Origin of the sequence: Vibrio gazogenes (assembly GCF_002196515.1) — a bacterium.
Lineage (GTDB): Bacteria > Pseudomonadota > Gammaproteobacteria > Enterobacterales > Vibrionaceae > Vibrio > Vibrio gazogenes_A.
The window spans coordinates 2,731,768-2,757,992 of sequence record NZ_CP018835.1 but is presented as its reverse complement, the minus strand read 5'-3'; the positions used below and the strand labels follow the sequence as shown (position 1 = coordinate 2,757,992).

26 protein-coding genes are annotated in these 26,225 nt (G+C 46.2%); 2 read left to right on the top strand and 24 right to left on the bottom strand.

Annotated elements, in window-relative coordinates:
• Positions 1-163: 163 nt before the first annotated feature.
• The 17 genes from bamB to trmJ form a co-directional block, all read right to left on the bottom strand.
• On the bottom strand, positions 164-1,324 hold the full coding sequence (gene bamB, locus BSQ33_RS12600; RefSeq protein ID WP_021020778.1) for an outer membrane protein assembly factor BamB: 1,161 nt from the start codon (positions 1,322-1,324) through the stop codon (positions 164-166).
• Between the two features lie 12 nt (positions 1,325-1,336).
• Complete coding sequence (locus BSQ33_RS12595; protein WP_021020777.1) at positions 1,337-1,951, bottom strand: YfgM family protein; 615 nt, start codon at positions 1,949-1,951, stop codon at positions 1,337-1,339.
• Positions 1,952-1,995: 44 nt separating this feature from the next.
• Entirely contained in the window at positions 1,996-3,273 is a 1,278-nt protein-coding gene (hisS, locus tag BSQ33_RS12590; RefSeq protein WP_021020776.1) for a histidine--tRNA ligase, read from the bottom strand.
• Between the two features lie 27 nt (positions 3,274-3,300).
• Positions 3,301-4,428, bottom strand: a complete 1,128-nt coding sequence (gene ispG, locus BSQ33_RS12585; RefSeq protein WP_021020775.1) for a flavodoxin-dependent (E)-4-hydroxy-3-methylbut-2-enyl-diphosphate synthase — start codon at positions 4,426-4,428, stop codon at positions 3,301-3,303.
• A gap of 8 nt (positions 4,429-4,436) precedes the next feature.
• Complete coding sequence (gene rodZ / locus BSQ33_RS12580; RefSeq protein WP_088134208.1) at positions 4,437-5,414, bottom strand: cytoskeleton protein RodZ; 978 nt, start codon at positions 5,412-5,414, stop codon at positions 4,437-4,439.
• A gap of 452 nt (positions 5,415-5,866) precedes the next feature.
• Positions 5,867-6,991 (bottom strand): bifunctional tRNA (adenosine(37)-C2)-methyltransferase TrmG/ribosomal RNA large subunit methyltransferase RlmN, encoded by a 1,125-nt coding sequence (locus BSQ33_RS12575; protein ID WP_021020773.1) that lies wholly within the window; start codon positions 6,989-6,991, stop codon positions 5,867-5,869.
• A 145-nt stretch (positions 6,992-7,136) separates the two neighbouring features.
• Positions 7,137-7,574 carry a nucleoside-diphosphate kinase gene (ndk, locus tag BSQ33_RS12570; RefSeq protein WP_021020772.1) on the bottom strand — a complete coding sequence of 146 codons (438 nt, stop codon included), beginning with the start codon at positions 7,572-7,574 and terminating at the stop codon, positions 7,137-7,139.
• 59 nt (positions 7,575-7,633) lie between these two features.
• Positions 7,634-8,920: an aminopeptidase PepB gene (gene pepB / locus BSQ33_RS12565; protein WP_088134207.1), complete on the bottom strand. Its 1,287-nt coding sequence runs from the start codon at positions 8,918-8,920 to the stop codon at positions 7,634-7,636.
• A 167-nt stretch (positions 8,921-9,087) separates the two neighbouring features.
• Positions 9,088-9,282, bottom strand: coding sequence for a Fe-S cluster assembly protein IscX (gene iscX / locus BSQ33_RS12560; RefSeq protein ID WP_021020770.1), 195 nt, complete (start codon positions 9,280-9,282; stop codon positions 9,088-9,090).
• Between the two features lie 35 nt (positions 9,283-9,317).
• Positions 9,318-9,656, bottom strand: a complete 339-nt coding sequence (fdx, locus tag BSQ33_RS12555) for an ISC system 2Fe-2S type ferredoxin (protein ID WP_021020769.1) — start codon at positions 9,654-9,656, stop codon at positions 9,318-9,320.
• A 13-nt stretch (positions 9,657-9,669) separates the two neighbouring features.
• A complete protein-coding gene (hscA, locus tag BSQ33_RS12550) occupies positions 9,670-11,526 on the bottom strand; it encodes a Fe-S protein assembly chaperone HscA (RefSeq protein WP_021020768.1) in 1,857 nt (618 codons plus the stop codon).
• A gap of 21 nt (positions 11,527-11,547) precedes the next feature.
• Positions 11,548-12,063, bottom strand: a complete 516-nt coding sequence (gene hscB, locus BSQ33_RS12545) for a co-chaperone HscB (RefSeq protein WP_027694257.1) — start codon at positions 12,061-12,063, stop codon at positions 11,548-11,550.
• Positions 12,064-12,128: 65 nt separating this feature from the next.
• The gene (iscA, locus tag BSQ33_RS12540; RefSeq protein WP_021020766.1) at positions 12,129-12,452 is read right to left on the bottom strand and encodes an iron-sulfur cluster assembly protein IscA; all 324 of its coding nucleotides are present in this window, start codon (positions 12,450-12,452) and stop codon (positions 12,129-12,131) included.
• A 64-nt stretch (positions 12,453-12,516) separates the two neighbouring features.
• Entirely contained in the window at positions 12,517-12,900 is a 384-nt protein-coding gene (gene iscU, locus BSQ33_RS12535; protein ID WP_021020765.1) for a Fe-S cluster assembly scaffold IscU, read from the bottom strand.
• A gap of 36 nt (positions 12,901-12,936) precedes the next feature.
• On the bottom strand, positions 12,937-14,151 hold the full coding sequence (locus BSQ33_RS12530; RefSeq protein WP_021020764.1) for an IscS subfamily cysteine desulfurase: 1,215 nt from the start codon (positions 14,149-14,151) through the stop codon (positions 12,937-12,939).
• Positions 14,152-14,177: 26 nt separating this feature from the next.
• The gene (iscR, locus tag BSQ33_RS12525) at positions 14,178-14,699 is read right to left on the bottom strand and encodes a Fe-S cluster assembly transcriptional regulator IscR (protein ID WP_027694256.1); all 522 of its coding nucleotides are present in this window, start codon (positions 14,697-14,699) and stop codon (positions 14,178-14,180) included.
• Positions 14,700-14,812: 113 nt separating this feature from the next.
• Positions 14,813-15,535: a tRNA (cytosine(32)/uridine(32)-2'-O)-methyltransferase TrmJ gene (gene trmJ / locus BSQ33_RS12520; RefSeq protein ID WP_021020762.1), complete on the bottom strand. Its 723-nt coding sequence runs from the start codon at positions 15,533-15,535 to the stop codon at positions 14,813-14,815.
• 198 nt (positions 15,536-15,733) lie between these two features.
• Here trmJ and suhB point away from each other — a divergent pair, with 198 nt between their 5' ends.
• Positions 15,734-16,537 carry an inositol-1-monophosphatase gene (gene suhB / locus BSQ33_RS12515; protein WP_021020761.1) on the top strand — a complete coding sequence of 268 codons (804 nt, stop codon included), beginning with the start codon at positions 15,734-15,736 and terminating at the stop codon, positions 16,535-16,537.
• A 72-nt stretch (positions 16,538-16,609) separates the two neighbouring features.
• Here suhB and secF read toward each other — a convergent pair whose 3' ends face one another.
• The 5 genes from secF to queA form a co-directional block, all read right to left on the bottom strand.
• On the bottom strand, positions 16,610-17,557 hold the full coding sequence (secF, locus tag BSQ33_RS12510) for a protein translocase subunit SecF (protein ID WP_021020760.1): 948 nt from the start codon (positions 17,555-17,557) through the stop codon (positions 16,610-16,612).
• Positions 17,558-17,588: 31 nt separating this feature from the next.
• The gene (gene secD, locus BSQ33_RS12505) at positions 17,589-19,445 is read right to left on the bottom strand and encodes a protein translocase subunit SecD (protein WP_021020759.1); all 1,857 of its coding nucleotides are present in this window, start codon (positions 19,443-19,445) and stop codon (positions 17,589-17,591) included.
• A 19-nt stretch (positions 19,446-19,464) separates the two neighbouring features.
• Complete coding sequence (gene yajC / locus BSQ33_RS12500; protein ID WP_021020758.1) at positions 19,465-19,797, bottom strand: preprotein translocase subunit YajC; 333 nt, start codon at positions 19,795-19,797, stop codon at positions 19,465-19,467.
• A gap of 110 nt (positions 19,798-19,907) precedes the next feature.
• Positions 19,908-21,041 carry a tRNA guanosine(34) transglycosylase Tgt gene (gene tgt / locus BSQ33_RS12495; RefSeq protein ID WP_021020757.1) on the bottom strand — a complete coding sequence of 378 codons (1,134 nt, stop codon included), beginning with the start codon at positions 21,039-21,041 and terminating at the stop codon, positions 19,908-19,910.
• A gap of 106 nt (positions 21,042-21,147) precedes the next feature.
• Entirely contained in the window at positions 21,148-22,209 is a 1,062-nt protein-coding gene (queA, locus tag BSQ33_RS12490; RefSeq protein WP_088134206.1) for a tRNA preQ1(34) S-adenosylmethionine ribosyltransferase-isomerase QueA, read from the bottom strand.
• A 225-nt stretch (positions 22,210-22,434) separates the two neighbouring features.
• Here queA and BSQ33_RS12485 point away from each other — a divergent pair, with 225 nt between their 5' ends.
• The gene (locus tag BSQ33_RS12485; RefSeq protein ID WP_021020755.1) at positions 22,435-22,896 is read left to right on the top strand and encodes a CBS domain-containing protein; all 462 of its coding nucleotides are present in this window, start codon (positions 22,435-22,437) and stop codon (positions 22,894-22,896) included.
• A 182-nt stretch (positions 22,897-23,078) separates the two neighbouring features.
• Here the strand turns inward: BSQ33_RS12485 and aceA are convergent, their stop codons facing one another.
• Both aceA and aceB read right to left on the bottom strand, forming a co-directional pair.
• The gene (gene aceA, locus BSQ33_RS12480) at positions 23,079-24,389 is read right to left on the bottom strand and encodes an isocitrate lyase (RefSeq protein ID WP_088134205.1); all 1,311 of its coding nucleotides are present in this window, start codon (positions 24,387-24,389) and stop codon (positions 23,079-23,081) included.
• Positions 24,390-24,528: 139 nt separating this feature from the next.
• Complete coding sequence (gene aceB / locus BSQ33_RS12475) at positions 24,529-26,166, bottom strand: malate synthase A (RefSeq protein WP_088134204.1); 1,638 nt, start codon at positions 26,164-26,166, stop codon at positions 24,529-24,531.
• Between the last annotated feature and the right edge of the window lie 59 nt (positions 26,167-26,225).

The window sequence follows — 26,225 nt, the reverse complement described above, 5'->3', positions numbered from 1 at the left end:
ATACTCTGTGTATAACCACATGACGGCGTCCATTCATTTTGATGAATCCAGCCGGTATCACACAAAGCACAACTGCTTGGAAAAAGCAGTCTTTCAAAACCACAATAAAATGGCTCCTAACTGTTTCCAGCCAGGAGCCGATTATAAATTATATCACGAATTCTTAGCGGATCGTCAGTTTCTTCAGATCGCCATTTCGAGTGATCGACAGATAACTATTGTCAGGCAAAGCGATAGGAGAAACAGCAAATCCACTGCTATCAACAAACTGTTGAGCAACAAAATCACCACTATTCCGGTCAATCCAGTAGAGGTAGCCTTCGCTATCGCCAACAACAACATAGTTACTGATCACGACGGGAGCGGTCACCAAGCGGTGTTCGAGTTTACTGTTAGTCCACAGTTCTGTTCCGCTACGCGCATCAACTGCGACAATATGGTCTTCATCCGTCGCGATGAACAGACGGCCACCATCCGTTGCGATATTTTTTGCTGAAGAATAGGTACGCTTCCAGACCGGCTTGCCCGAACGGAGATCAATATCAACCAATTGACCATTATAACCAATGGTATAAAGGGAATTGCCGATAACCAGTGGCGATGAATCAACATCCACAAGTCGATCAATTTCTGTCGCCCCTTTCGGTATCCCGATAGGTTGTTGCCAAATCATTTGTCCCCGAGACGTAATCGCGGCAGCCAGACGCCCACCAGCCGTTCCCCAGAATACACCGCCAGATACAGCAACCGGCTCACTCACGCCGCGCAACGTCAGGTTTGGTACCTCGGTACTAATCACCCATTGTTCTTTGCCACTGCTTTGATCCAGTGCCGTTAAGTTGCCATTGCTGGTATTGATGATCAATAGGTTGCTATCAGTTGTCGGGGATGCCAGAACTTCACCGCCGATGTTCTGCTTCCACTTCAGTTCACCGCTTTTCGCATCCAGCGCATAAACCATCCCATTTTCACTACCAACATAAATCTGATCAAATCCAGACTCAATTCCGCCGGCCAAACGAATAGGATCATCCACTTCAAGATCATGATGCCAGAGTTCTTTACCATTTTCCGGATTCAGCGCTTTGACTAAACCATCCCGATCAGCAACAAAAATGGTGTCATAAGCATACTTCGGCTTGAGTTTTGAGAAATAATGACCGACCCCACTACCTACAGAAGCATGCCAATCCGAATGTGGCGTAAACTGACTTTTGACGACAGGAACAGGCGCCATGACGACCGACTCTTCTTCTCCGGAACATCCAACCAACCCGCTCGTCATTGCAGCCATTAAAAATAAGTTGCCAAACCACTTTTTCATTCACTCACGCCCTTATTTGGCAAGATCATCTAACTTCATTTGTAATGTCTGGCTGGCATCTTCTGCCTGCTGAGCTTCAGTATAAGCAACATAAGCAGCTTCCTTATTGCCCTGACGCAGCGCAATATCACCTTTCAGCTCAGCAACGCGACCAACCCAGCCTGAGTCGGTAATCTGTTTCAAAGATGCTTCCGCACTCTCATAATTGCCTTGTTCAGCCTGAATCCGGGCAATTCGGTAGTCAATCAACGTATCCAATGCTTTATCATCGGTATGCGTTTTAGCCCACTCAAGCTGAGCAAGCCCTTCATCCAGATGCTTGGCTTCAATTTGAGATTTCGCTAACTGCATGGCGGCCAGCACGGCATAATTGCTGTCTGAATGTTGTTCAATGAAACTCTGAACAGTTTTTTCTGCGTCGAGCCCTTGCTGAGAAAGTGAAGCAACCACATCAGAATACTGATGAGAGGCAGCCACCTGAGCCGCTTTCACTGATGACTGATAATAATTCCAGCCTAGAATCGCAGCTAAACCGACAACGGTGCCGACAATGACGGCTTTGCCATTCTCTTGCCACCAATTCTTAATCGCTTCAACTTGTTGTTCTTCGGTATCGTAGAGTTCCACGTTTTTCCCTCTTTAATTAAGCATCTCAGCTGAACTGCCAACTATCAGCACTTGAAAAAATAAGCCAGTTTTTCAATGATATCTGACTGTAGAACCGTGTCCTGAGTTCCACCATTCAGATCTTTAAAGACAACCATCTGTTGTGCCATTTCATCCTCTCCGAGAACTAATGCAACAGAGGCGCCGACTTTATCGGCCCGCTTAAACTGTTTCTTGAAATTACCACCACCAAAGTGGTTCATAATACGCAGCGTCGGTAATGATTCCCGGATAGATTCGGCCAATTTCATTCCCGCCGATAATGTGCCTTCGCCAGCCGTCACAACATAAACATCGACTTGACGGGCAATATCATCAGTCAGTTCCAGTGCTTCAACCATCAGAACCAGACGTTCCAATCCCATCGCGAAACCAACCGCAGAGGTCGCTTTACCGCCCATTTGTTCGACGAGGCCATCATAGCGACCACCGCCACAGACCGTGCCCTGAGCGCCGAGACTTTCTGTCACCCATTCAAAAACGGTACGATTATAGTAATCCAATCCGCGAACTAAACGCTCATTGACCGTGTATTCGATACCTGCAGCATCAAGAAGTTCACATAAACCAGCAAAATGAGCACGGGAATCACTATCAAGATATTCGGACAACTTAGGTGCCTCACCCAAAATTGCCTGAATTTCTGGATTTTTGGTGTCCAACACCCGCAGCGGATTGGTATACATCCGACGTTTACTGTCTTCATCCAACACGGATTCATGCTGCTCCAGAAAGGCGATTAACGCGGTCCGGTATTCAGCTCGCGCCTCTGGTGATCCAATTGAATTGAGTTCGAGTTTTACATAGGGTGCGATCCCCAACGCCTGCCACATCCGGGCGGTCATCATGATTAACTCTGCATCAATATCTGGTCCATCAAGACCAAACACCTCGACGCCACACTGATGGAATTGGCGGTACCGTCCTTTCTGAGGTCGCTCATGGCGGAACATCGGCCCCATATACCACAAACGCTGTTCCTGATTATATAGCAGGCCATTCTGAATACCGGCTCGGACACAGCCAGCCGTACCTTCAGGACGTAAGGTTAGGCTATCACCATTCCGATCTTCGAAAGTATACATTTCTTTTTCAACCACATCGGTCACTTCACCGATCGCGCGACTGAACAGATGTGTCATTTCAATGATCGGCATACGAATTTCACTATAGCCGTATGCATTGATAACTTGTTTTACCTTGCCCTCAACCTTTTGCCAGAGCGGTGATTGTGTCGGGAGGCAGTCGTTCATGCCTCGAATTGCTTGAATTGTTTTTGTCACAAGGATTACCGTAAATTCATCATGATATTAATTGTTGTCTTCGACTTGAGTGACCTGAATGCGATTTTGCTGGTCGAGCATTGACGCTTTTGCCCGGATTTTTGCTTCAAGCTGATGAATTAAATCATCATTGTCGAACCGTTCTTTCTGGCGGACCCCATCTTCATAAAATGCACTTTTGCGATTGCTACCCGCAATGCCCAAGTGTGAAGCTTCAGCTTCTCCGGGGCCATTGACAACGCAGCCAATAATCGAGACATCCATTGGTGTGAGGATATCTTCAAGACGCTCTTCCAGTGCATTGACGGTGCCGATGACATCAAATTCTTGACGGGAACAACTCGGACAGGCAATAAAATTAATTCCCCGGGAACGGATCCGCAGAGACTTGAGGATATCAAATCCGACTTTAATTTCTTCGACCGGATTTGCCGCCAGCGAAATACGCAACGTATCGCCAATCCCCTCAGCAAGCAACATGCCCAGCCCAACGGATGATTTAACCGCACCCGCGCGCGCACCACCAGCTTCGGTGATCCCTAAATGTAAAGGCTGATCGATTTTCTGAGCCAACAAACGATAAGAATCAACGGCCAGAAAAACATCGGAGGCTTTCACACTCACTTTAAATTGGTCAAAATTGAGCCGGTCAAGAATATCCACATGACGCATTGCGGATTCCACCAGCGCTTCGGCTGTTGGCTCCCCATATTTCTGCTGAATATCTTTCTCTAATGATCCACCATTGACACCAATTCGGATGGGAATGCCTTTATCGCGAGCGCAATCGACAACGGCACGAATTCGCTCTTCACGACCGATATTTCCCGGGTTGATCCGTAAACAATCCACACCGTATTCCGCAACCTGAAGTGCAATGCGGTAATCAAAATGAATATCGGCAACCAAAGGAATCGATACGCGCTTCTTAATTTCTCGGAATGCTTCCGCTGCATCCATTGTCGGAACTGAAACCCGAACAATATCTGCACCGACTTTTTCCAGTGAATGGATTTGAGCAACCGTTGCCTCGACATCGGTCGTTCTCGTATTTGTCATCGACTGAACTGCGATGGGCGCACCATCGCCGATAGGAACATCGCCAACGTAGATACGTGTCGAACGGCGACGCTTTATTGGAGACTCATATTGCATATTTTTGTCTAAGGTAAGCTAAATCTGGCTACTTTGCCTGAAGTATACCCAGAAAGGTCAACAGGTTCACCTGCAAATGTCATAGAAACACTTTCCGGAGCCCCTAAAATAACCTTAAATGGCGCTTCTCCCTGAAGCTGAACAGATTGATTCGCTTTTTTCAGTCCGATCGCTAACGTTTTACCGTTTGTATCCGTGACTCGAACCCAACAATCATTCTCAAAATTCATGGTCAGAGCCGTCAATGCAGCTGAAGATTGCGGTTCATCTGCGGGAGGCGTGGCAGAATCGGAAGCAACAGGTTCTGCTGACGCGGTATCAGTTTCATCTGCCGCCGCTTCCTGCTCGTCTTGCTGAGGTTGTGCTGATTCACGTTCAGCAGCTGTTGTGTCATCAGCGGCATTGGCTTCTGGCTCTGCAGGTGAGGCAGCATTCTCAGTATCAGATGACTCTGGGGATGACAGAGTCAGATCACGTACCGTCGTAAAATCATCAGTCTTCTCATCTCCCGACGAACTTGCGACCGGATCCTGTTGTGATGATGTCTGAGTCTGAGCTGGAATCAGTGTGTCCTGTTTTTGGTTTTGATACCACCAGACCGATGAAATACCGATCACAATGGCAACAATGCCAACCGTAATCAGATTAATTCGGCTGTTATGCTGCTCTCGGGTGGTTTTTCTTGAAAAGCTGGTCATCAATAAATCAGGAGCAGCCATACCACAATAATGATCGTACGCTGCGAGTATTTCTGGCTCATCAATCCCAACCACTTTGGCATAAGAACGAACATAGCCTCTTGTAAATGTTGATACCTTGTCGATATCAAAATTATTTTCCTCGAGCGACTGTATAATCGTCAGACGTAGCCGAAGCTTGTCCGCGATCTGCTTTTGAGTCAGCCCAAGCGATTCGCGCTTCTGTTTCAGAAGTGTCCCAGGACCGACCTGGTTATCTTCTTCTTTTACTATTTCTGATTCTGTCATCACGTCGCGTCTATCTCTTGTCTCTTTGCTGTAACTCTATAATAAGCATAGCGCTTTATTTATTTTAGTTCTTCTGGGATCGCTTATTTCCGTTCCAGCACCAAATAAAGTTCATCTTAGCGTCAAAATCATCAGTAACTCAAATGATTTTGATACGCACAATCGTCATTCTAAAGGATATTAAAACTGAAACAACAATGAATTAAGGAAGAAGACTCGGCCAAAACTAAGTTTTTCGTAAAATTGACACAAAACAGAGCTAAATGTTAAGTGGAATCGGTAAGAAGACGACTTTTATCAACTCATCGCACTTCTTGAGCAGAGATGAAACACACGCTCAAAAAGTACCAATAAGGCTAATTAAGTATATAAAATAGAAGAGATTTCGACGCGGGAATGTTTTAGCCGTAAAAATAAACACCCGCGTCAGAGAAAGTTATCGGTAATCGCAATCAGTGAACCGCTTTAATCGGAATTGCATTTTCCTGCTCAGTCAATAACCGAGTCCGTTTAGTCCGATCAATGACATCTCCGACAAGCTGGCCACAGGCTGCATCAATATCATCCCCGCGCGTTTTACGGACCGTTACTGTGTATTCATGTCCCATTAAGGTCTTCATGAATCGATCGATACGGGAGTTGCTTGGCTTCCGATATGGCGATCCCGGATAAGGATTGAATGGGATCAGATTTATCTTACATGGCGTATCTTTCATTAATTCCGCCAGTTCGTGAGCGTGCTCCGTGCCGTCATTAACATGATCAAGCAGGATATATTCAACCGTTACTTTGCCACGGTTCGCATTTGACGAGGCGATATAACGACGTACAGAAGACAGAAAATCCTGAATATCCCAGCGGTCATTGATCGGCATGATTTCACTGCGCAGTTTATCATTCGGTGCATGAAGAGAGATCGCCAGCGCGACATCAATCCGTCCGGTCATCTGTTCCAGCCCGGAAACAACACCAGATGTCGATACCGTCACTCGACGCTTGGATAACCCAAATCCTAAATCATCCAGCATAATCTCCAATGCAGGAAGCAGGTTTTTCATGTTGAGCAAGGGTTCACCCATACCCATCATCACAACGTTAGTGATAGGACGTCGGCCCGTCTCTTTTTCCATACCGATTTCACGAGCAGCACGCCAGACTTGCCCAATAATTTCGGAAACGCGTAAGTTGCGGTTGAATCCTTGTTGTGCTGTAGAACAGAACTTACATTCCAGTGCACAACCAACTTGAGATGACACACATAGTGTGGCCCGATCATCTTCCGGGATATAAACGGTTTCAACGTCTTGGTCACCAACCCGCATCGCCCATTTGATCGTACCATCCGATGAATGCTGAGCTTCTGAAACCAGTGGCGCTTTAATCTCACAGCGGTTTTTTAGTTTTTCTCTCAGCTTTTTATTAATGTTGGTCATTTGTTCAAAGTCATCACAACCAAAGTGATAAATCCACTTCATGATTTGATCAGCACGAAACGCTTTCTCGTTCAGCTCTTCAGTAAAAAACTGACGTAAAGCTGTACGATCAAAATCAAGCAGATTAATTTTTTGTGTGGTCATGGCGCCTCTCAGAAAAGCCGTACATCAAATTCAGGGCGCGAATTGTACAGCCTTTGAGCACTGACAACAAGCCCTATGAATAAGCAACAAAACCCCGCTTGAAGCGGGGTTTTCAATTACATCTTTCAGTGATAACAATGTTCAATTATGACTGAGATTCTCTTGGACAAATTTCTGCATCAGGGAAGAAAAAAGCGATTTCCCGGGCAGCTGAATCTTCACTATCACTGCCATGCACAGAGTTCAAACGCATATTCAGCGCATAATCTGCACGTAGCGTGCCGCAAGCGGCTTCTTCCGGGTTGGTTTTTCCCATCAGTTCACGATAGCGAGCAATGGCATTTTCACCTTCAAGTACCTGTACCATGATTGGTCCGGAAGTCATAAAATCTCTGAGCGACTCAAAAAATGGTTTGCCCTGATGCTCAGCGTAGAAACCACTCGCCTGCTCTTCAGTCAGATGCACCATCTTCGCTGCAACAATCTGCAATCCCGCTTGTTCAATACGATGATAAATTTCACCAATCAAATTACGCTCTACAGCATCGGGCTTTATGATAGAAAATGTTCTCTCTAACGCCATAAAATTGTCCTTCTTTTCTTTCTCTATTGTTATTCAAATATCAAGATCTGAATTTTATTTTAGTCAACCAATAAACGAGCCAAAGTACGGATACCAATCCCCGTTGCACCTGCTGCCCACTTATCGGTGGCTGATTTACGGTAAGTCGCGGCACAATCGAAATGTAGCCAACCTTTGCGGTAATCTTTAACAAAATGCGACAAAAATGCAGCTGCGGTACTGGCACCCGGCGTATAGTCAGAAGCGCTGATATTCGATAGGTCGGCAAAACTAGAAGACAACATGTCACGATGGAATGATTCAAGTGGCAGTGGCCATAAACGTTCATCTTCCATTTTCGCGACTGAAAGTGCCTGATGACTCAAGCTTTCGTCAAAACTCATCAGAGCATGATAGTCTACGCCCAATGCAGCCTTCGCCGCCCCGGTCAGCGTTGCACAGTCAATAATCATCTCTGGGTTTTGTTCACTCGCATAGATCAAACCATCGGCCAACACTAAACGCCCTTCCGCATCGGTGTTCATGATCTCAACCGTTTTACCATTCTTATAGGTAATCACATCGCCCAACTTCAGTGCACGTCCGGACACCATATTTTCCGCACAGCACAGAATCAGCTTCACTCGTTTATTCAGACCGCGTAAAATGGCCAACCCTAAGCCACTAGTGGCCAGCGCAGCACCACCCATATCAGACTTCATTGATGACATGAAGTTCGACGGCTTCAGGCTATAACCACCTGAATCAAATGTAATACCTTTGCCGACAAGACAGGCGTACACCGGGGCATTCTCATCACCTGTTGGATTAAAATCCAATTGCAGCATCGCTGAAGTCCGTTCAGAACCCCGCCCGACCGCAAAAATGCCTGCCCAACCATCAGAAAGTAAATCTTTATCTTTAACAATACGATAAGAAACCGACTCAGGCGCGAGAGACTTCACAAACTCAGCAGCCATCGTTGCCAACTGCCGAGGAGCCACCTCTTCAGCACTCTTATTGATGACATCTCTTGCCCAGTCAGATGTTTTGATCCGAGCTTCTAGTTCTCGCTGCTCATCTTCAGCAAGCGCTTCCCATGTCAATGTGTTTAATTTTTTCGGGTCACGATATCCTTGATAAAAAGCCCAAATTCGCTCTAAATCCCAATCACTACCAATTAATGAAATATTACGTAAGCTTTGCCCATCCATTTTTCGGGCAGCTTTCTGAATCGTTGCTAGTGGGGTAGATAATGGATCGATATGAATGGTCACACCGGATTCGGAATAAGAAACTGTCGCCTTTTCTCCCCACTGTTCAGGGGCTTTCTCTTGGCTAATTGATACTGACATATTTACAGACATGGCCTCTCCTTGTCTTTTTTCACTTTTTGCCACTTATTTTTCTGGTTCACTCAGACAATTTACCATTATATCTGGCAAACATGTCAAATTGATAAAAAGCGGACCTGTAAAGATCCGCTTTTGACGAGATTTATTTTACAAGCATTCTTCATGCAAGGATGGCGACCTTAATCGACTTCGTCCATCCAACACAGAATGATTGCTTCCAGAATTTTTTCATTCGAATGATTTGGATCATCATCAAAATCATCCAAATCCATGACCCATTGATGCAAATCGGTAAAGCGTACATTTTTCGGGTCAACATCAGGATAAAGGTCGCATAGTTCGATAGCAATATCCCGTGAATCAATCCACTTCATCATTCGTTCCTATCAGATACGGAGCAACGGTAAAATTAATGCTCTTCCGCTGCATGGTTCAATGTATATTTAGGGATTTCAATGACCAGATCTTCATCGGTCACTTTCGCCTGACACCCCAGACGAGACTCAGGCTCAAGCCCCCAAGCCTTATCCAGCATATCATCTTCCAGCTCGTCACTTTCATCCAGTGAATCAAACCCTTCCCGAACGATAACATGGCAAGTTGTACACGCACATGACTTCTCACACGCGTGCTCAATCCCAATCCCATTTTTCAATGCCACATCAAGAACCGTTTCTCCGGCTTCTGCCTCAAGGACAGCACCTTCAGGACATAGATCTTCATGAGGTAAAACAATAATCTTTGGCATGTTTGTATCTCAACTACTCAATATCATCTACAGACTGACCAGCTAGTGCTTCACGAATTGATTTATCCATACGGCGTGAAGCAAATGGCTGACTCACTTTATCAATATCTTTGATGCCCTGTTCAATCGCATTGGCATCCTCACCATTTCTCAAAGCAATCAGCATTTCAATCGCTCTCAGCAGCTCAGATTTTTCTTGCTCATCCAATAGTTCATCACCATCAGCCTGCATTGCTGCAATTAATCCTTCGATCACACGGTCAGCTTCAACACGCTGTTCCATCAGCGCCCGGACCTGCATGTCTTCGGCTGCATGAGCCATTGAATCTTTAAGCATCGAGGCAACTTCATCTTCACTTAAACCATAAGACGGTTTCACCTGAATCTCAGCCTGAACCCCTGTGCTTTTTTCCATGGCAGTGACAGAAAGCAAACCATCGGCATCAACCTGATAAGTCACTCGGATGTGTGCGGCTCCCGCCGTCATCGGTGGGATCCCTTTTAAAGAGAAACGCGCCAAGGAGCGACAATCAGCAACCATCTCCCGCTCTCCCTGCACTGTATGAACCATCATTGCAGTTTGACCATCTTTAAACGTCGTGAACTCTTGTGCCCGGGCAACCGGAATTGTTGTATTACGCGGAATGATTTTTTCCACTAATCCACCCATGGTTTCAATGCCCAACGACAGCGGAATCACATCTAACAACAACATTTCCGAATCCGGTTTATTACCAGCCAGAATATCAGCCTGTGTTGCTGCACCAATTGCCACGACTTCATCGGGATTAATACTGGTCAGCGGTTCGCGACCAAAGAATTCACCGACCATTTCTCGGACGAATGGCGTTCGGGTCGAACCACCGACCATCACCACTTCGATCACTTCGTCTGCATCAACCTCGGCATCTTTCAACGCACGGCGACATGACATCAGTGTCTTTTTCACCAATGGTTGAATCAGCGCTTCAAACTGTTCACGGCTCAATTGTCCATGCCAGCCAAGCACCGAAATATCAACTGATTCAGCGTCCGACAAATCTATTTTTGCCTGTGATGCTGCATCTAGTAATGTACGATACTCTTCAGCATTGAGCGTTTGTTCAATACCGATACGTTCTTTGAGATGTTCTGCGATCAAATGATCAAAATCATCTCCACCAAGGGCAGAATCACCGCCAGTTGCCAGAACTTCAAACACCCCTTTTGACAAACGCAAAATGGAGATATCAAAGGTTCCGCCACCGAGGTCATAAACCGCAATCACCCCTTCACGTCCTGAATCCAGACCATAAGCAATTGCGGCAGCAGTCGGTTCATTCAATAAACGTAATACATGGAGTCCGGCTAACTGGGCCGCTTCTTTCGTGCCTGCTCGCTGAGCATCATCGAAATAAGCCGGCACAGTAATGACCACACCCGCTAATTCGCCACCCAGTGATTGTTCGGCGCGATGGGCCAAGGTTCTGAGAATATCGGCAGACACCTGAATCGGGTTTTTCTCCCCATGTTCTGTTTGGATGACAGGTAAGCCATTCTGGCTCGATTTAAACCGATAAGGTAAATGAGGATAACGTTGCTGAACGTCATGCAGTGAACGACCGATCAGTCGTTTGACGGAAATAACTGTATTTTCAGGGTCTTGTTGCGCTTTTTTTCGGGCATCAACACCAACGGTGACTGCGTCCTGGGCATAATTCACCACCGAAGGGACAATCGCCCATCCATGTTGATCGGGGAGCGTTTCAGCAGTACCACTGCGGACCGAAGCCACCAGTGAGTTTGTTGTACCTAAATCAATGCCTGCAGCCAGCTTGTGTTGATGAGGTGTCGCACTCTGACCAGGCTCAGCGATTTGCAGTAATGCCATAGGGCTTTCCTTTGTTCTGAACTAGCCGAGAAGTTTCTCTTCGGCGCGTTCGATTTCATTTCTTAGTTTGGCAATAAATTTGAGCTTGCGGACAGTATCCGCAGCCGACTCCCAATGGGATTGCGCCAGTTGCTCTTTCAGGGTCGTCAATTGTGTTTTGTACATTTTGCTGACTTTCCCTTCAAAATCGATCAGTTGTTCCTGAGCATCTGCCGCACTTTCAAGCGCTTCCAACTCTTCACGTAACAACATCTGTTCCATCAGGAATTCAGGATCCTGCATGGTCTGTTGTTCACCCCGTAGTTCAATGCCATGGAGCATTAAAAGATACTCAGCTCGACGGATTTCATTTTTCAGAGTCTGGTAAGCATCATTAATTTCAGAAGCTTTCTGGACCGCGACTAAACGCTCACGCTCTGACGCAGAAGCAAAGTTATCTGGGTGAAAAGTCTTTTGCAACTCTCGGTACTGAGAAGAAAGAAGGCTACCATCCAGATCAAACTGAGTTGGTAGCCCAAATAATTCAAAATAATTCATGTTCATATCAGTCCTGATTCATCGGCTATCCAATTCAACATTCATCAATCCTGACTTCCGATGCCTTAAACATTAAAGCTTTCACCACAACCACATTCACTTTTGACATTTGGGTTGTTGAATTCAAAGCCTTCGTTCAATCCTTGCTTCACATAGTCTAACTGAGTGCCGTCAAGATAAACGAGACTCTTGGCGTCAATAATAATTTTCACACCATGATTTTCAAAGACTTGGTCTTCTTCATTGAGATCATCAACAAACTCCAGCACGTACGCCATGCCAGAACAACCTGTTGTTTTAACACCTAAACGCAAGCCGATTCCTTTTCCGCGATTGTCTAAAAAAGAACGAACGCGATCTGCTGCCGTTTCAGTTAAGGTGATGGACATACAACTCTAACCTCAAATCTAAGTGGGTTTCAGAGGGAGTCCGTCAGACTCCCTCAATCAATGATCAATGCTCGTGTTTTTTCTTATAATCCGCAACAGCTGCTTTAATCGCATCTTCTGCAAGAATCGAACAATGAACTTTCACTGGTGGCAACTCAAGTTCTTCAGCAATTTCAGCATTTTTGATCGCTGCCGCTTCATCAATCGATTTACCTTTCACCCACTCGGTAACTAATGAGCTGGAAGCAATCGCACTACCACACCCATATGTTTTAAACTTCGCATCTTCGATGATGCCTTCCGATGAAACTTTGATTTGCAGTTTCATCACGTCACCGCACGCAGGCGCACCTACCATACCACTACCAATACTTGGATCTTCGTTGTCAAAAGAACCAACATTGCGTGGATTCTCGTAGTGGTCAATTACTTTATCACTATATGCCATGATGATTACCTCATATCCTCTATCGCTGCGAAGAAATTAATGATGAGCCCATTCAACGGAACTCAAATCAACGCCTTCCTTGTACATATCCCATAGAGGAGACATGTCGCGTAATTTATCTACAGCTACACGGATTTGCTCGACCGCGTAGTCTACCTCTTCTTCCGTCGTAAAACGACCAAATGAAAAACGAATTGAGCTATGAGCCAGTTCATCGTCCATCCCTAGCGCACGCAGTACATAAGATGGCTCTAAACTGGCAGAAGTACATGCACTACCAGACGAGACGGCAAGGTCTTTTAAAGACATCAGTAATGACTCACCTTCAACATAAGCAAAGCTAATGTTCAGGTTATTCGGCAGACGCTGCTCAAGATCACCATTGACTGTGACCGCTTCCATCCCTTCAAGGCCAGCTAACATCCGATCACGTAACTTTTTCGCATGATCATAGTCTTGTTGCATCTCTTCCTTGGCGATTCGGCAAGCCTCTCCCATACCAACGATCTGATGTGTAGGAAGCGTTCCTGAACGGAACCCGCGCTCATGTCCGCCACCATGCATCTGCGCTTCAAGACGAATACGAGGTTTACGACGAACATAGAGTGCACCAATCCCTTTCGGACCGTAGATCTTATGCCCGGATAAAGAAATCAGGTCAACCTTAACTTGTTGAACGTCAATCGGTAATTTTCCGGCCGACTGAGCAGCATCCACATGGAATACAATTTTATGCTCACGGCACAGCTCACCGATCGCTTCAATATCCTGAATCACACCGATTTCATTGTTAACATGCATAATGGAGACAAGAACCGTCTCATCACGCATCGCAGTTTTCAGCTTGTTGAGATCGATCAAGCCATTTGGCTCAGGCTCAAGATAAGTCACTTCAAAGCCTTCACGTTCAAGTTGACGACAAGTATCCAGAACGGCTTTATGCTCGGTCTTACAGGTAATGACATGCTTGCCTTTCTTACCATAAAAATGAGCAGCACCTTTAATCGCAAGGTTATCCGACTCAGTAGCACCCGAGGTGAAAACAATTTCTCTTGAATCGGCATTCAGTAATGCTGCGATCTGCTCACGAGCCGTATCAACAGCTTCTTCTGCCTGCCAGCCATAACGGTGAGAACGAGATGCCGGATTACCATAAATACCATCAACCGTCATGTACTGAACCATTTTCTCAGCAACACGATGGTCAACCGGACATGTTGCTGAATAATCAAAATAAATAGGCAGTTTCATTTTCTACTCCAATGTAAAACTAGCAATTATGACCGAGCATTCGCTCTAAGAGACACGGGTTCGGCTCTCACCGAAGGCGGCTTTTGCTGCGTGCGTCCCTGATTGATTGCAAGGTCTACATTCTGTCGATCTGAAATTTCTATTACTTCGTTATCATTCATCAGATCACCCAGGGTGATATTATTGAGAAAATCACTAATACGAGAACTTAAATCGCACCAGAGTGTATGTGTCAGGCAGCGAGTTCCCCCCTGACAATCACCTTTCCCTGAACATTTCGTTGCATCGACGGATTCATCAACAGCGCCGATAACATGTCCGATAGAAATCGCGTAGGCTTCGGTTCCTAAACGGTACCCGCCTCCCGGACCTCGGACGCTTGCAACCAATCCGGCTTTACGCAGTTTTGCAAACAACTGCTCCAGATAGGACAAAGAAATACCCTGACGCTCGGAGATATCAGCCAGCGGCACTGGATTTTGTTGCGAGTGCAGAGCCACATCAAGCATGGCTGTCACTGCATATCTTCCTTTTGATGTTAATCTCATAATCACTTGTATCCACACCGTTTATGTGGATAGGAGTGTGTCATACCCGACTAAATAGGTCAAGTATTTATTTGACCTATTTAGTCGGGTATTTAACCATTCCATAAAGAGGGTTATTTGGCACGCCGTTCAATCGACGTCAAAATGCCTCTTAATATATTGATTTCCTGAGATTCCGGGCGGGCACGACTAAACAAACGACGTAACTTATTCATCACCAGATTGGGCTGTTCTTCGGTAATAAACTGGGTCTGAAACAGCACCTTCTCCAGATGTTGATAGAATCGTTCTAACTCATCATGCCGCGGATACTCTGGTTGTGCTTCTTGAGGAAAAGCCTGTGCTTGCCGATCCAGATAAGCAACTCGAATCTCATAACACAGCGTTTGGACCGCCATCGCCAGATTCAAAGAGCTATACTCCGGATTCGCCGGAATCGCGACATGATAATGGCACTTCTGTAATTCTTCATTCGTCAGGCCCGTTCTCTCCCGACCAAATACTAACGCAACCGGAGCTTGCTCCCCTTCCTGAACAAAACGTTCTCCGTTCTCTCTGGGGGTCAACATGGGCCAAGACAGTGTTCTCGAACGAGCACTACTGCCAACCACTAACTGACAATCTTCTACTGCGGCGTCGAGAGAATCGACGACAGTCGCATTTAACGCAATTTCGCTGGCACCAGCAGCCATTGCAATGGCCTGTGCATCAACCTCACATTGAGGTGCAACCAAAACCATCTGGCTGAATCCCATCACTTTCATTGCCCGAGCCGCTGAACCGATATTACCTGAATGAGAAGTGCCGACGAGCACGATTTTCACTTGACTGAGCATGGGTGATTCTACTTTATTGATTATGGGATGATGACATCATTGAATAGCTGTCGATGTTATCATAAAGCAGATAAAAATGGTCAGGTTCTAAGTGAAATAATCCCCTGTAGAACAGAATTTAACCACTTCCTTTTCTGAATATCTCTGGTATACTTCAGCCCGCTTTTTTCGTTCTTTAACATCCGTTGGGAAACTTGTATGCATCCAATGCTTAATATCGCTATTCGTGCCGCACGAAAAGCTGGCAACCATATTGCTAAATCACTAGAAAATTCTGAAAAAATTCAGTCAACTCAAAAAGGTACGAATGATTTCGTGACTAATGTAGACCAAGAAGCTGAGTCTATGATTGTCGATGTCATCAAAACCTCTTATCCAGAACATGTCATTATCGCTGAAGAAAATGGTGTGATTGAAGGAAAAGATCAAGACGTACAATGGATCATCGACCCACTGGATGGCACAACCAATTTCCTCAGAGGAATACCTCACTTTTCTGTCTCTATCGCTGTACGTATCAAAGGCAGAACAGAAGTCGCCTGTGTTTACGACCCTATGCTAAATGAACTGTTTACCGCACAACGTGGTTCAGGCGCACAGTTGAACAATTCCCGAATTCGCGTCAATGCGCTCAAAGATTTACAGGGTACGGTACTGGCAACCGGTTTTCCTTTTAAACAAAAACAACACGCTGAACCTTACCTGAAAATTGTTTCTGCTCTCTTCACTGAATGTGCAGACTTCCGCAGAACAGGCTCTGCCGCATTGGATTTATGTTACGTTGCCGCAAATCGTGTCGATGGTTTCTTCGAACTCGGATTGAAACCATGGGATATGGCAGCAGGCGAGCTCATCGCTCGTGAAGCCGGGGCTATCGTGACTGATTTCGCAGGCGGAACAGATTACATGAAATCAGGCAATATCGTGGTATCTAGCGCCAAAGGAACCAAAGCGATTCTGAAACATATCCGTGAACAAGGTAATGATGCGATTCTGAAATAATCATTGCTATGCACTACACATAAAAAACCGCTGAATATCAGCGGTTTTTTTGTTTAACTCAATACACGTTAGTTAAGGGCGTTCATCAAACTCTGCACCTTCTTTCTCAACTTGTGGTTGAAGTAAGTGCTCACGTTTAATCCCTAGTTTTAAGGCCAGCGCAGAAGCAACGTAGATTGAAGAGTATGTCCCGACAGTGATACCAAGTAACAGTGCCAGTGCAAACCCATGAATCATCGCCCCACCTTCAACGAACAAAGCAATCACCACAAATAACGTTGTACCAGAGGTAATTAAAGTCCGGCTCAGCGTCTGTGTAATTGAATTATTCATCACTTCGTCAGATTCTCCTTTCCGCATTTTACGGAAATTCTCACGAATCCGGTCAAAGACAACGATGGTATCGTTCAATGAGTACCCCACCACCGTCAGCAATGCTGCGACGATCGTCAGATCGACTTCGATCTGTAAGAACGAAAATACACCGAGGGTAATGGTCACATCATGCGCCAAAGATAAAACTGCCCCGGCAGATAAACGCCATTCAAATCGCATCGACACATACATCAGGATACAAAGAAGCGATACCAGGATTGCCATCCCGCCTGCTTCAGTCAGTTCATCACCCACATTAGGACCGACAAACTCGATACGACGCATTTCAACATGCTGCCCTGTCGCAGTATTGATTGCGCTAATGATCTGGTTGCCTAAAGCTTCACTGGCAACATTATCACGCGGACGGAGGCGAACCATCACATCTTTGGCAGAACCAAAGTTTTGCACCGTTGCATCGCCAAAACCTTTCGCCTCAAGCGCACTCCTGACCTGTGCAAGATCTGCCGGTTGCTCAAAAGTGACTTCAATCAGCGTACCACCGGTAAAATCGAGCCCCCAGTTAAATCCCTTCATCGAGATTGTCACTATAGACGCCACAATCAGTAACGTGGAAAGGACGAAGGCAAACTTCGACCAACGCATAAAGTTGATCGCTTGCTTTGCTTTTAGAATTTGAAACATATCTATTCCCAGCTTTTAATCATGACGACGATTAGATCGACAATTTCTTAATCCGCTTGCCGCCATAAAGCAAGTTCACCACACAACGTGTCCCAATAATGGCAGTAAACATTGAAGTCAGAATACCAATGGACAACGTCACAGCAAATCCTTTGATTGCACCTGTTCCGACCGCAAACAAGATAATCGCAGTGATTAACGTTGTGATATTCGCATCAGCAATGGTGCTAAATGCGTTGGCATATCCCTGATGAATCGCCTGTTGCGGATTACGCCCTTCAACAAGTTCTTCACGGATCCGCTCAAAGATCAGCACGTTCGCATCCACTGCCATACCGACAGTCAATACAATCCCTGCAATGCCCGGCAATGTCATCGTTGCTCCGGGGATCATCGACATCACTCCGACAATTAAGACTAAGTTTGCCACCAGCGCTAAATTAGCAATCAGACCGAACTTACGATAGTAAAGTGCGGTAAACAGCATGACAGCAAGCAGCCCCCAGACACATGCCTGAACTCCCATGTCGATATTCTGTTGTCCCATAGACGGACCGATTGTCCGCTCTTCAACAATAGAAATCGGCGCGATCAGAGCACCGGCACGAAGCAGCAATGCCAGATTGTGTGCTTCTGCAGAAGAATCGATTCCCGTAATCCGGAAACTACGTCCCAAAGCCGATTGAATCGTCGCTTGGTTAATCACTTCTTCGTGCTTCGTCAGGATGACTTTTCCTTTCGGTGTCTTACGACCACTGTCTTTATACTCAGCAAAAACAGTTGCCATCAATTTACCGATATTCTTCTCGGAAAATGCAGCCATTTTACTGCCACCTTCACTATCGAGAGAAATATTCACCTGAGGTCGGCCATATTCATCAGCACTAGAGCTTGCATCGGTAATACTGGAACCACTCAGAATCACCCGTTTTTTCAGCACAACCGGACGACCTTGACGGTCAAGTTTGACCTCTGTTCCCGGTGGGACACGTCCGGCAGCAGCGGCTGCCAGATCAACACTGGTATCAACTTCACGGAATTCCAATGTTGCCGTCGCACCCAAAATCTCTTTTGCGCGAGCAGTATCCTGGACACCAGGCAGTTCAACCACAATACGGTTGGCTCCCTGACGCTGCACTAATGGCTCGGCAACACCAAGTTCATTCACCCGGTTTCTTAAAATCGTAATGTTCTGCTCAACCGCGTAATTACGGATTTCTTGCAGACGAGCTTCGGTATACACCGCTTTCAGCACATAACGACCTTTGCTTTCAGTCGCTGAGATAGTCATGTCCCGATGTTTTGGTTGAAGAATATTGACAGCCTCATTGGCCTGCTCTTCATTACGTAACACGACTTCCAAACGTTTGTTGTCAACCGTATGAACCGCGCGATAACGAATCTTTGCTTCCCGAAGTTCGGTTCGGAAGGCATCTTCTTCCTGAGTCAGCAATTTGTCCATCGCGGCATCCATATCCACTTCCATCAGGAAATGTACGCCACCGCGTAAATCCAGCCCCAGCTTCATCGGTGTCGCACCGATAGACTCCAGCCAATGGGGGGTCAATGGTGCAAGGTTCAACGCCACGATCATATTACGGTCAAGCGCTTCCCGAATCGTATCCCGAGCACTCAGTTGGGTATCGGTACTATTGAACCGGACAAGAACAGAGCCGTTTTCTAAAGCAGCTGATTTGTATGAAAGGTGCGCTTTGTCAAGCGATTGGGTGACAGTATCCAGCGTTGCCATATCAACGGAGGCGCCACGCGCCCCTGTTATTTGAACAGCTGGATCTTCACCGTAAATATTCGGAAGTGCATACAATGCAGAGATGGCAATAATCAATGCCACCATCAGATACTTCCATAATGGGTAACGGTTCAGCACAGCGAGGATCCTCTAGCTGTTATAGAGATTTAAGCGTACCTTTTGGCAACACTGCAGTAACGAAATCCTTTTTAATTACAACAGGATTATTCGGGTTCAATTCGATCGTGATGAAATCATTATCATCAGCAATTTTAGTAATTTTGCCAATCAAACCACCACTGGTTAATACTTCATCACCCTTTGTCATCGAAGACATCAGATTTTTATGTTCTTTGGCACGTTTGGCTTGTGGTCGATAGATCATGAAATAGAAGATGACAGCAAACACAGCCAGCATGATCAGCATTTCAAAACCACCACCTTGTGGTGCGCCTTCGCCCGCCGCGTGGGCAACAGAAATTAAACTCATTGAGAAACGTCCTCTCGGGTTATTGTTGTTAAATCATATTAGTCTTATTGTTGGGGTGCGCCATTGGAATTTCAACCACTTGGTGATTATCTCTCGCTGACGCAACCCGTTCAGGCTTTTGCAAGTGGCGGAACAGCACGCTCTCTACGAGCATAAAATTCCTCGACAAACGCATCAAACCGATCCGCTTCAATCGCCTGACGAATACTTTCCATGAGTCTCTGATAATAGCGAAGATTATGGATAGTGTTCAAACGAGCTCCCAAAATCTCATTACAACGATCCAGATGATGCAAATAAGACTTAGAATAATGTTTACATGTATAGCAATCACAATGTGGATCTAACGGTGTTGTATCCGTTTTGTGCTTCGCATTACGAATTTTTATCACACCACCAGTCACAAACAAATGACCATTTCTGGCATTACGAGTCGGCATCACACAATCAAACATATCGATCCCACGCCGAACCCCTTCGACCAAATCTTCCGGTTTTCCGACGCCCATCAAATAACGAGGTTTATCTTCAGGTAATTGTGGACACGTATGTTCCAGAATGCGGTGCATATCTTCTTTGGGTTCACCGACAGCCAAACCTCCGACAGCATACCCGTCAAAATCGAGCGCTGTCAGGCCTGCAACAGAAACATCGCGTAAATCTTCATACACGCCGCCCTGCACAATACCAAATAGTGAGTTCGGGTTTTCCAAATGGTCAAAATGGTTTCGCGAACGCTTTGCCCAGCGCAATGACATTTCCATCGACTGTTTTGCTTCAGCGTGTGTGGCCGGATACGGTGTACACTCGTCGAAAATCATCACGATGTCAGACCCGAGATCGTTCTGAATTTCCATCGACTTTTCCGCATCCATAAAGATTTTTTCACCATTCACCGGATTACGGAAGTGCACCCCTTCTTCGGTGATTTTACGAATATCACCCAGACTAAAGACCTGAAAACCACCAGAGTCAGTCAGAATCGGGCCTTGCCAATTCATGAAATCATGCAAATCACCGTGCATTTTCATCACTTCCTGCCCCGGGCGCAGCCAAAGGTGGAATGTGTTGCCTAATAAGATTTCTGCACCTGTATCTTTGACCTCTTCAGGGGTCATGCCTTTAACGGTGCCGTAAGTACCGACCGGCATAAATGCAGGGGTCTGTACGGTTCCTCGTTCAAAAGTAATCTGCCCGCGCCGGGCATTTCCTTGTTTCTTTTTCAGTTCAAATTTTAACTTCACAATGCCTCCAAAGTGCCAGAGAAACAATCTGACGGTCTACGAGAAATTCTCTCTTGGATGTTTGTGTTTCACAAACATCATCGACTAGCGTTTGTATACGCTCTGTTCATGTTCTTTCATGCTGACGCTTTTCAATAAACATCGCATCACCATAACTAAAGAAGCGATATTTTTGCTCAACAGCATGACGATACGCTGCCATCACATTTTCATAACCGGCAAAAGCACTCACCAACATGATCAGCGTTGATTCCGGCAGGTGAAAATTGGTAATCAGACAATCAATCACCTGATATTCATATCCCGGATAAATGAATATCTCGGTATCCCCAAAGAAAGGCGCCAACGCTGTACCGTTTTTTAACGCCTGCTGTGCGGCACTTTCTAACGAACGAACCGACGTGGTTCCGACCGCAATGACTCGACCACCTCGTTGACGCGTCGCGTTAATTGCATCCACAACGGCGGGAGGCACTTCAACATATTCAGCGTGCATGTGGTGATCATTGATGTTTTCAACCCGGACAGGCTGAAAGGTACCGGCACCGACATGGAGCGTAACATAAGCCATTTCGACACCTTTTGCCGCAATTTGTTCAAGCAAATCAGTATCAAAATGTAACCCTGCCGTTGGCGCGGCAACTGCACCCGGTTTTTCGTTGTAGACGGTTTGATAACGCTCTTTATCTGCGTCTTCATCAGGCCGGTCAATATAAGGTGGTAAAGGCATGTGCCCGATAGCATTCAAAACATCCAGCACTGTTACTTCAGTCTCCAGACGAATCTCGAACAAGGCATCATGACGCGCAACCATTGTAGCCGGATAGTCGTCATTCTCTCCCAGCAATAATGCACTGCCGGCACGTGGCGCTTTTGAAGATCGGACGTGAGCCAGTATGCTGTGTTCATCCAGCATTCGCTCAACCAGCACTTCAATCTTGCCACCCGAAGCTTTTCGACCAAACATGCGTGCCGGGATAACTCGTGTGTTATTGAACACCAGTAAATCTCCCGGCCGCACCAGATTCAGAACATCGGTGAAGGTTCCATCTTCAACGGCTCCCGTCTCGCCGTTGAGCTGTAACAGACGACTCGATGTCCGTTCCGCTTTTGGGTATCGAGCTATCAGCTCATCAGGTAAGTCAAAATGAAAATCGGAAACTTGCATAACTCTTTTCTGTCTAGTCATTCGCAGCGCGGTAGTATATACGGAAATCAGCGAGGACGGCAGCGTATTCCATTGATTCAGACAAAATCCGGAATAATTTTTTAACAAAAACCAGAAATCGGTTTCGATCTCTCATCTCTGTCTTGCAGAAATAACTATAGTCAGGGTATTCACCTTCTTGTATACGCTACAACAGATGATTACTGCTTCAGTAAGGAGTTCACTATGATCAAGATTGAAGACATGATGACTCGCCATCCACATACCCTGACCCCGACAGATACCATAGAAGATGCCCGGGCATTTATGGAGAAGTATGAAATTCACCATATTCCGGTGGTCGATCAACACCAGAAAATTCTGGGTATCGTGTCACAGAGAGACATTTTACAAGCTCAGCATTCCTGCCTGAATCGTGATATTTCTCCTTCAACAATCTTACTCTCTCATCCATTATCTGAAATCATGCATACGCATATGATCACGGTTTCCCCCGATGCAGGGCTGAAAGAAAGTGCCTTGTTTATGCAAAAACACAAGGTCGGTTGTCTCCCCGTGATCGAAAATGATCGCTTGGTTGGGATCATCACCGACAACGACTTTGTTGCGATTGCCATTAATCTACTCGAATTACAAGAAGAAGCCGAACCCGATGAGATCGAAGGCGAGAATATGGATACCCTTTAGCATGTCCCTTTATCATGAGGAATGGCTGCCAAATTGAACGCGTTACCACAAAACAGATGGGTTATCACAAAAATGGGTTACCACAAAAAAAGAGCAGCCTGAGCTGCTCTCTTTGCAATCAGACGCGATGAATTGCAAAGTAAAATGGCAAGGTTCGTGGTAAAAACCTTCGTTCGTAATATTCAGAATTGATCTTCTTCCGTTGACCCCGTCAGTGCGGTCACCGAGGACTGCCCCCCCTGAATCGTATTGGTCACACGGTCAAAATAACCGGTTCCGACTTCCTGTTGATGAGCAACGAAAGTATACCCTCGCTCTGCGGCTTCAAACTCTGGTCGCTGAACTTTTTCAACGTAGTGGCGCATCCCTTCTCCCTGTGCATAAGCATGGGCTAAATCAAACATGTTGTACCACATGTTATGAATCCCTGCTAAAGTGATGAATTGATAGCGATATCCCATATCAGCAAGAGACTGTTGGAAGTGACGAATCGTTTCTGCATCGAGATTTTTCTCCCAGTTAAAAGAAGGAGAGCAGTTGTATGCCAGTAACTGATCCGGATACTGCTCATGAATCGCCTGCGCAAAACGCCGCGCTTCTTCTAAATCAGGCTTAGCTGTTTCACACCAGACTAAATCAGCGTAAGGCGCATAGGCCAAACCACGAGAAATAGCTTGTTCAATCCCCGCTTTCACCCGATAAAACCCTTCAGCCGTCCGCTCTCCGATAATAAAGTCCTGATCATAAGGATCACAATCAGAGGTCAATAAATCGGCTGCATTCGCATCGGTTCGCGCAATGACCAGTGTCGTCGTGCCAGCCACGTCAGCAGCAAGGCGGGCTGCAATTAACTTTTGGACGGCTTCCTGAGTCGGCACCAACACTTTACCGCCCATGTGACCACATTTTTTCACCGATGCCAGTTGATCTTCAAAATGGACCCCAGCCGCGCCAGCTTCAATCATATGTTTCATCAGTTCGTAAGCGTTAAGAACGCCGCCAAAACCAGCCTCTGCATCGGCAACAATCGGCAGAAAATAGTCGATCCCGCCCTCATCTTCAGGTGTCATATCATTTGACCACTGGATTTGGTCGGCACGCCGGAATGCACTGTTAATTCTTTTGACGACCGCAGGCACAGAGTCCACCGGGTAGAGGGATTGATCCGGATACATTGCTGAAGCGGTATTATTATCTGCAGCCACTTGCCACCCCGACAAGTAAATCGCCTCAATACCGGCTTTGGCTTGTTGAACCGCCTGTCCGCCGGTCAACGCTCCCAAACAGTTGACGTAGCCTTTTTTCGCCTGACCATTAACCAACGACCAAAGTTTATCAGCACCACGCTGTGACAGGGTATACTCCGGCATAACCGATCCCCGTAATGCGACGACTTCCTCGGCTGAATAAGTCCGTTTCACATGTTGCCAGCGTGGATTGGTTGCCCAGTCTTTTTCTAGCGCTTCAATTTGTTGACGACGAGTCAAAGTCATAGTCTTATCCCTCATGTTATCCCGAATGATATCGGTGATCCTTGTTTCTTTTCTCTATCAATTTGCGTTGTTCAACGCCATGTTGAACAATCGACATCGAAAAGCTTGTTTCACGTTTTATTCATTTATTTTTATTGTCTTACGCCAGATAGTCGTATCCCGGCACCGTTAAAAATGCCGTTAACTCATCACTGGTCGTCAGACGTTTCATCAGTTGAGCCGCTTCACTAAATCGCCCCTGATCAAACCGCTCTGCTCCGATTTCTTCGCGCACAATTTCAAGCTCCTCAGCCAGATAACGCTCGAACAAAGCTTTCGTCACAACCTCCCCGTTATCCAATGTTTTATGATGCTGAATCCATTGCCAGATAGACGTCCGGGAAATCTCTGCTGTTGCCGCATCTTCCATCAGGCCATAAATCGGTACACAACCATTCCCGGAAATCCAAGCCTCGATATATTGCAATGCGACCCGAATGTTATGTCGCATTCCCTGTTCGGTTCGCTCTCCTGCACAAGGCTGAAGTAATTCTTCCGCGGTAATCGGAGCGTCATCCTCGCGCATGACGTTTAATTGGTTGGGATGACGACCAAGCACCTCGTTAAAAACAGCCATGGCGGTATCGGCAAGACCAGGATGAGCCACCCAAGTCCCGTCATGGCCATTGGTGCCTTCCAGCAATTTGTCCTGACGAATTTTTTCCTGAACCTGAAGGTTCTGGGCAGCATCTTTGGCCGGAATGAAAGCCGCCATGCCGCCCATCGCGAATGCACCACGTCGGTGGCACGTCCGAACCAACAGACGGGAATAGGCACTGAGGAAAGGCTTATCCATCGTCACGACCTGACGGTCAGGCAATACGCGATCCGGATAGTTCTTCAACGTTTTGATATAGCTGAAAATATAGTCCCAGCGGCCACAATTCAGGCCGACAATATGCTCTTTCATAGCAAACAGGATTTCATCCATTTCAAATACGGCCGGCAGCGTTTCAATCAACACAGTGGCTTTGATCGTACCGGTATTCAGGCCGAAATACGCTTCGGTGAAATGAAAGACATCACTCCACCACTTTGCTTCCTGATGGCTTTGCAGTTTAGGAATATAGAAATAAGGACCACTCCCTTTTTTCAGTAACGCCTGATAATTGTTGAAAAAATAGAGTGCAAAATCGAATAGCGCACCGGGAATCGGCTGTTGTTCAAAAGTGACATGTTTTTCTCGCAGATGCAGGCCACGCACCCGGCATATCAGTACCGCGGGGTCATCACATAACTGATAAGATTTACCGGTTTCCGGTTGTACATAACGGATGGTGCCATTGACGGCATCCTGAAGGTTAATTTGTCCTTCCAGCATTTTGGACCAGACCGGAGACATTGAGTCTTCAAAATCAGCCATAAACACTTTTACATTCGCATTCAGTGCGTTAATCACCATCTTCCGGTCGGTCGGCCCGGTAATTTCAACCCGCCGATCCTGCAAATCTTGGGGAATACCTAAAATTTTCCACTGCCCGTCGCGAATAGACTGAGTTTCCGGTAAGAAGTGAGGTAATGTCCCCTGATCAATGCTTTGCTGACGGTCGAGACGACGCTGCAATAAGGTTTTGACGTGAGGCGCAAAACGAGCACAAAGCTCAGCCAAAAAGAGCTGTGCCGCCGATGAGATAATGTAAGACTGCGCTTCAGGCACACTGCCGTGAATATTGAGTCGTTCAAGTACTTTTTGTTGCTCACAAGAGAGCGTGTTTTCATCAGCAAGTGGTTCCATCATTATTGCATCCCTCTTTTTCCGTCATCATCCAATCACACATTGATTTTCATTTGTAAATT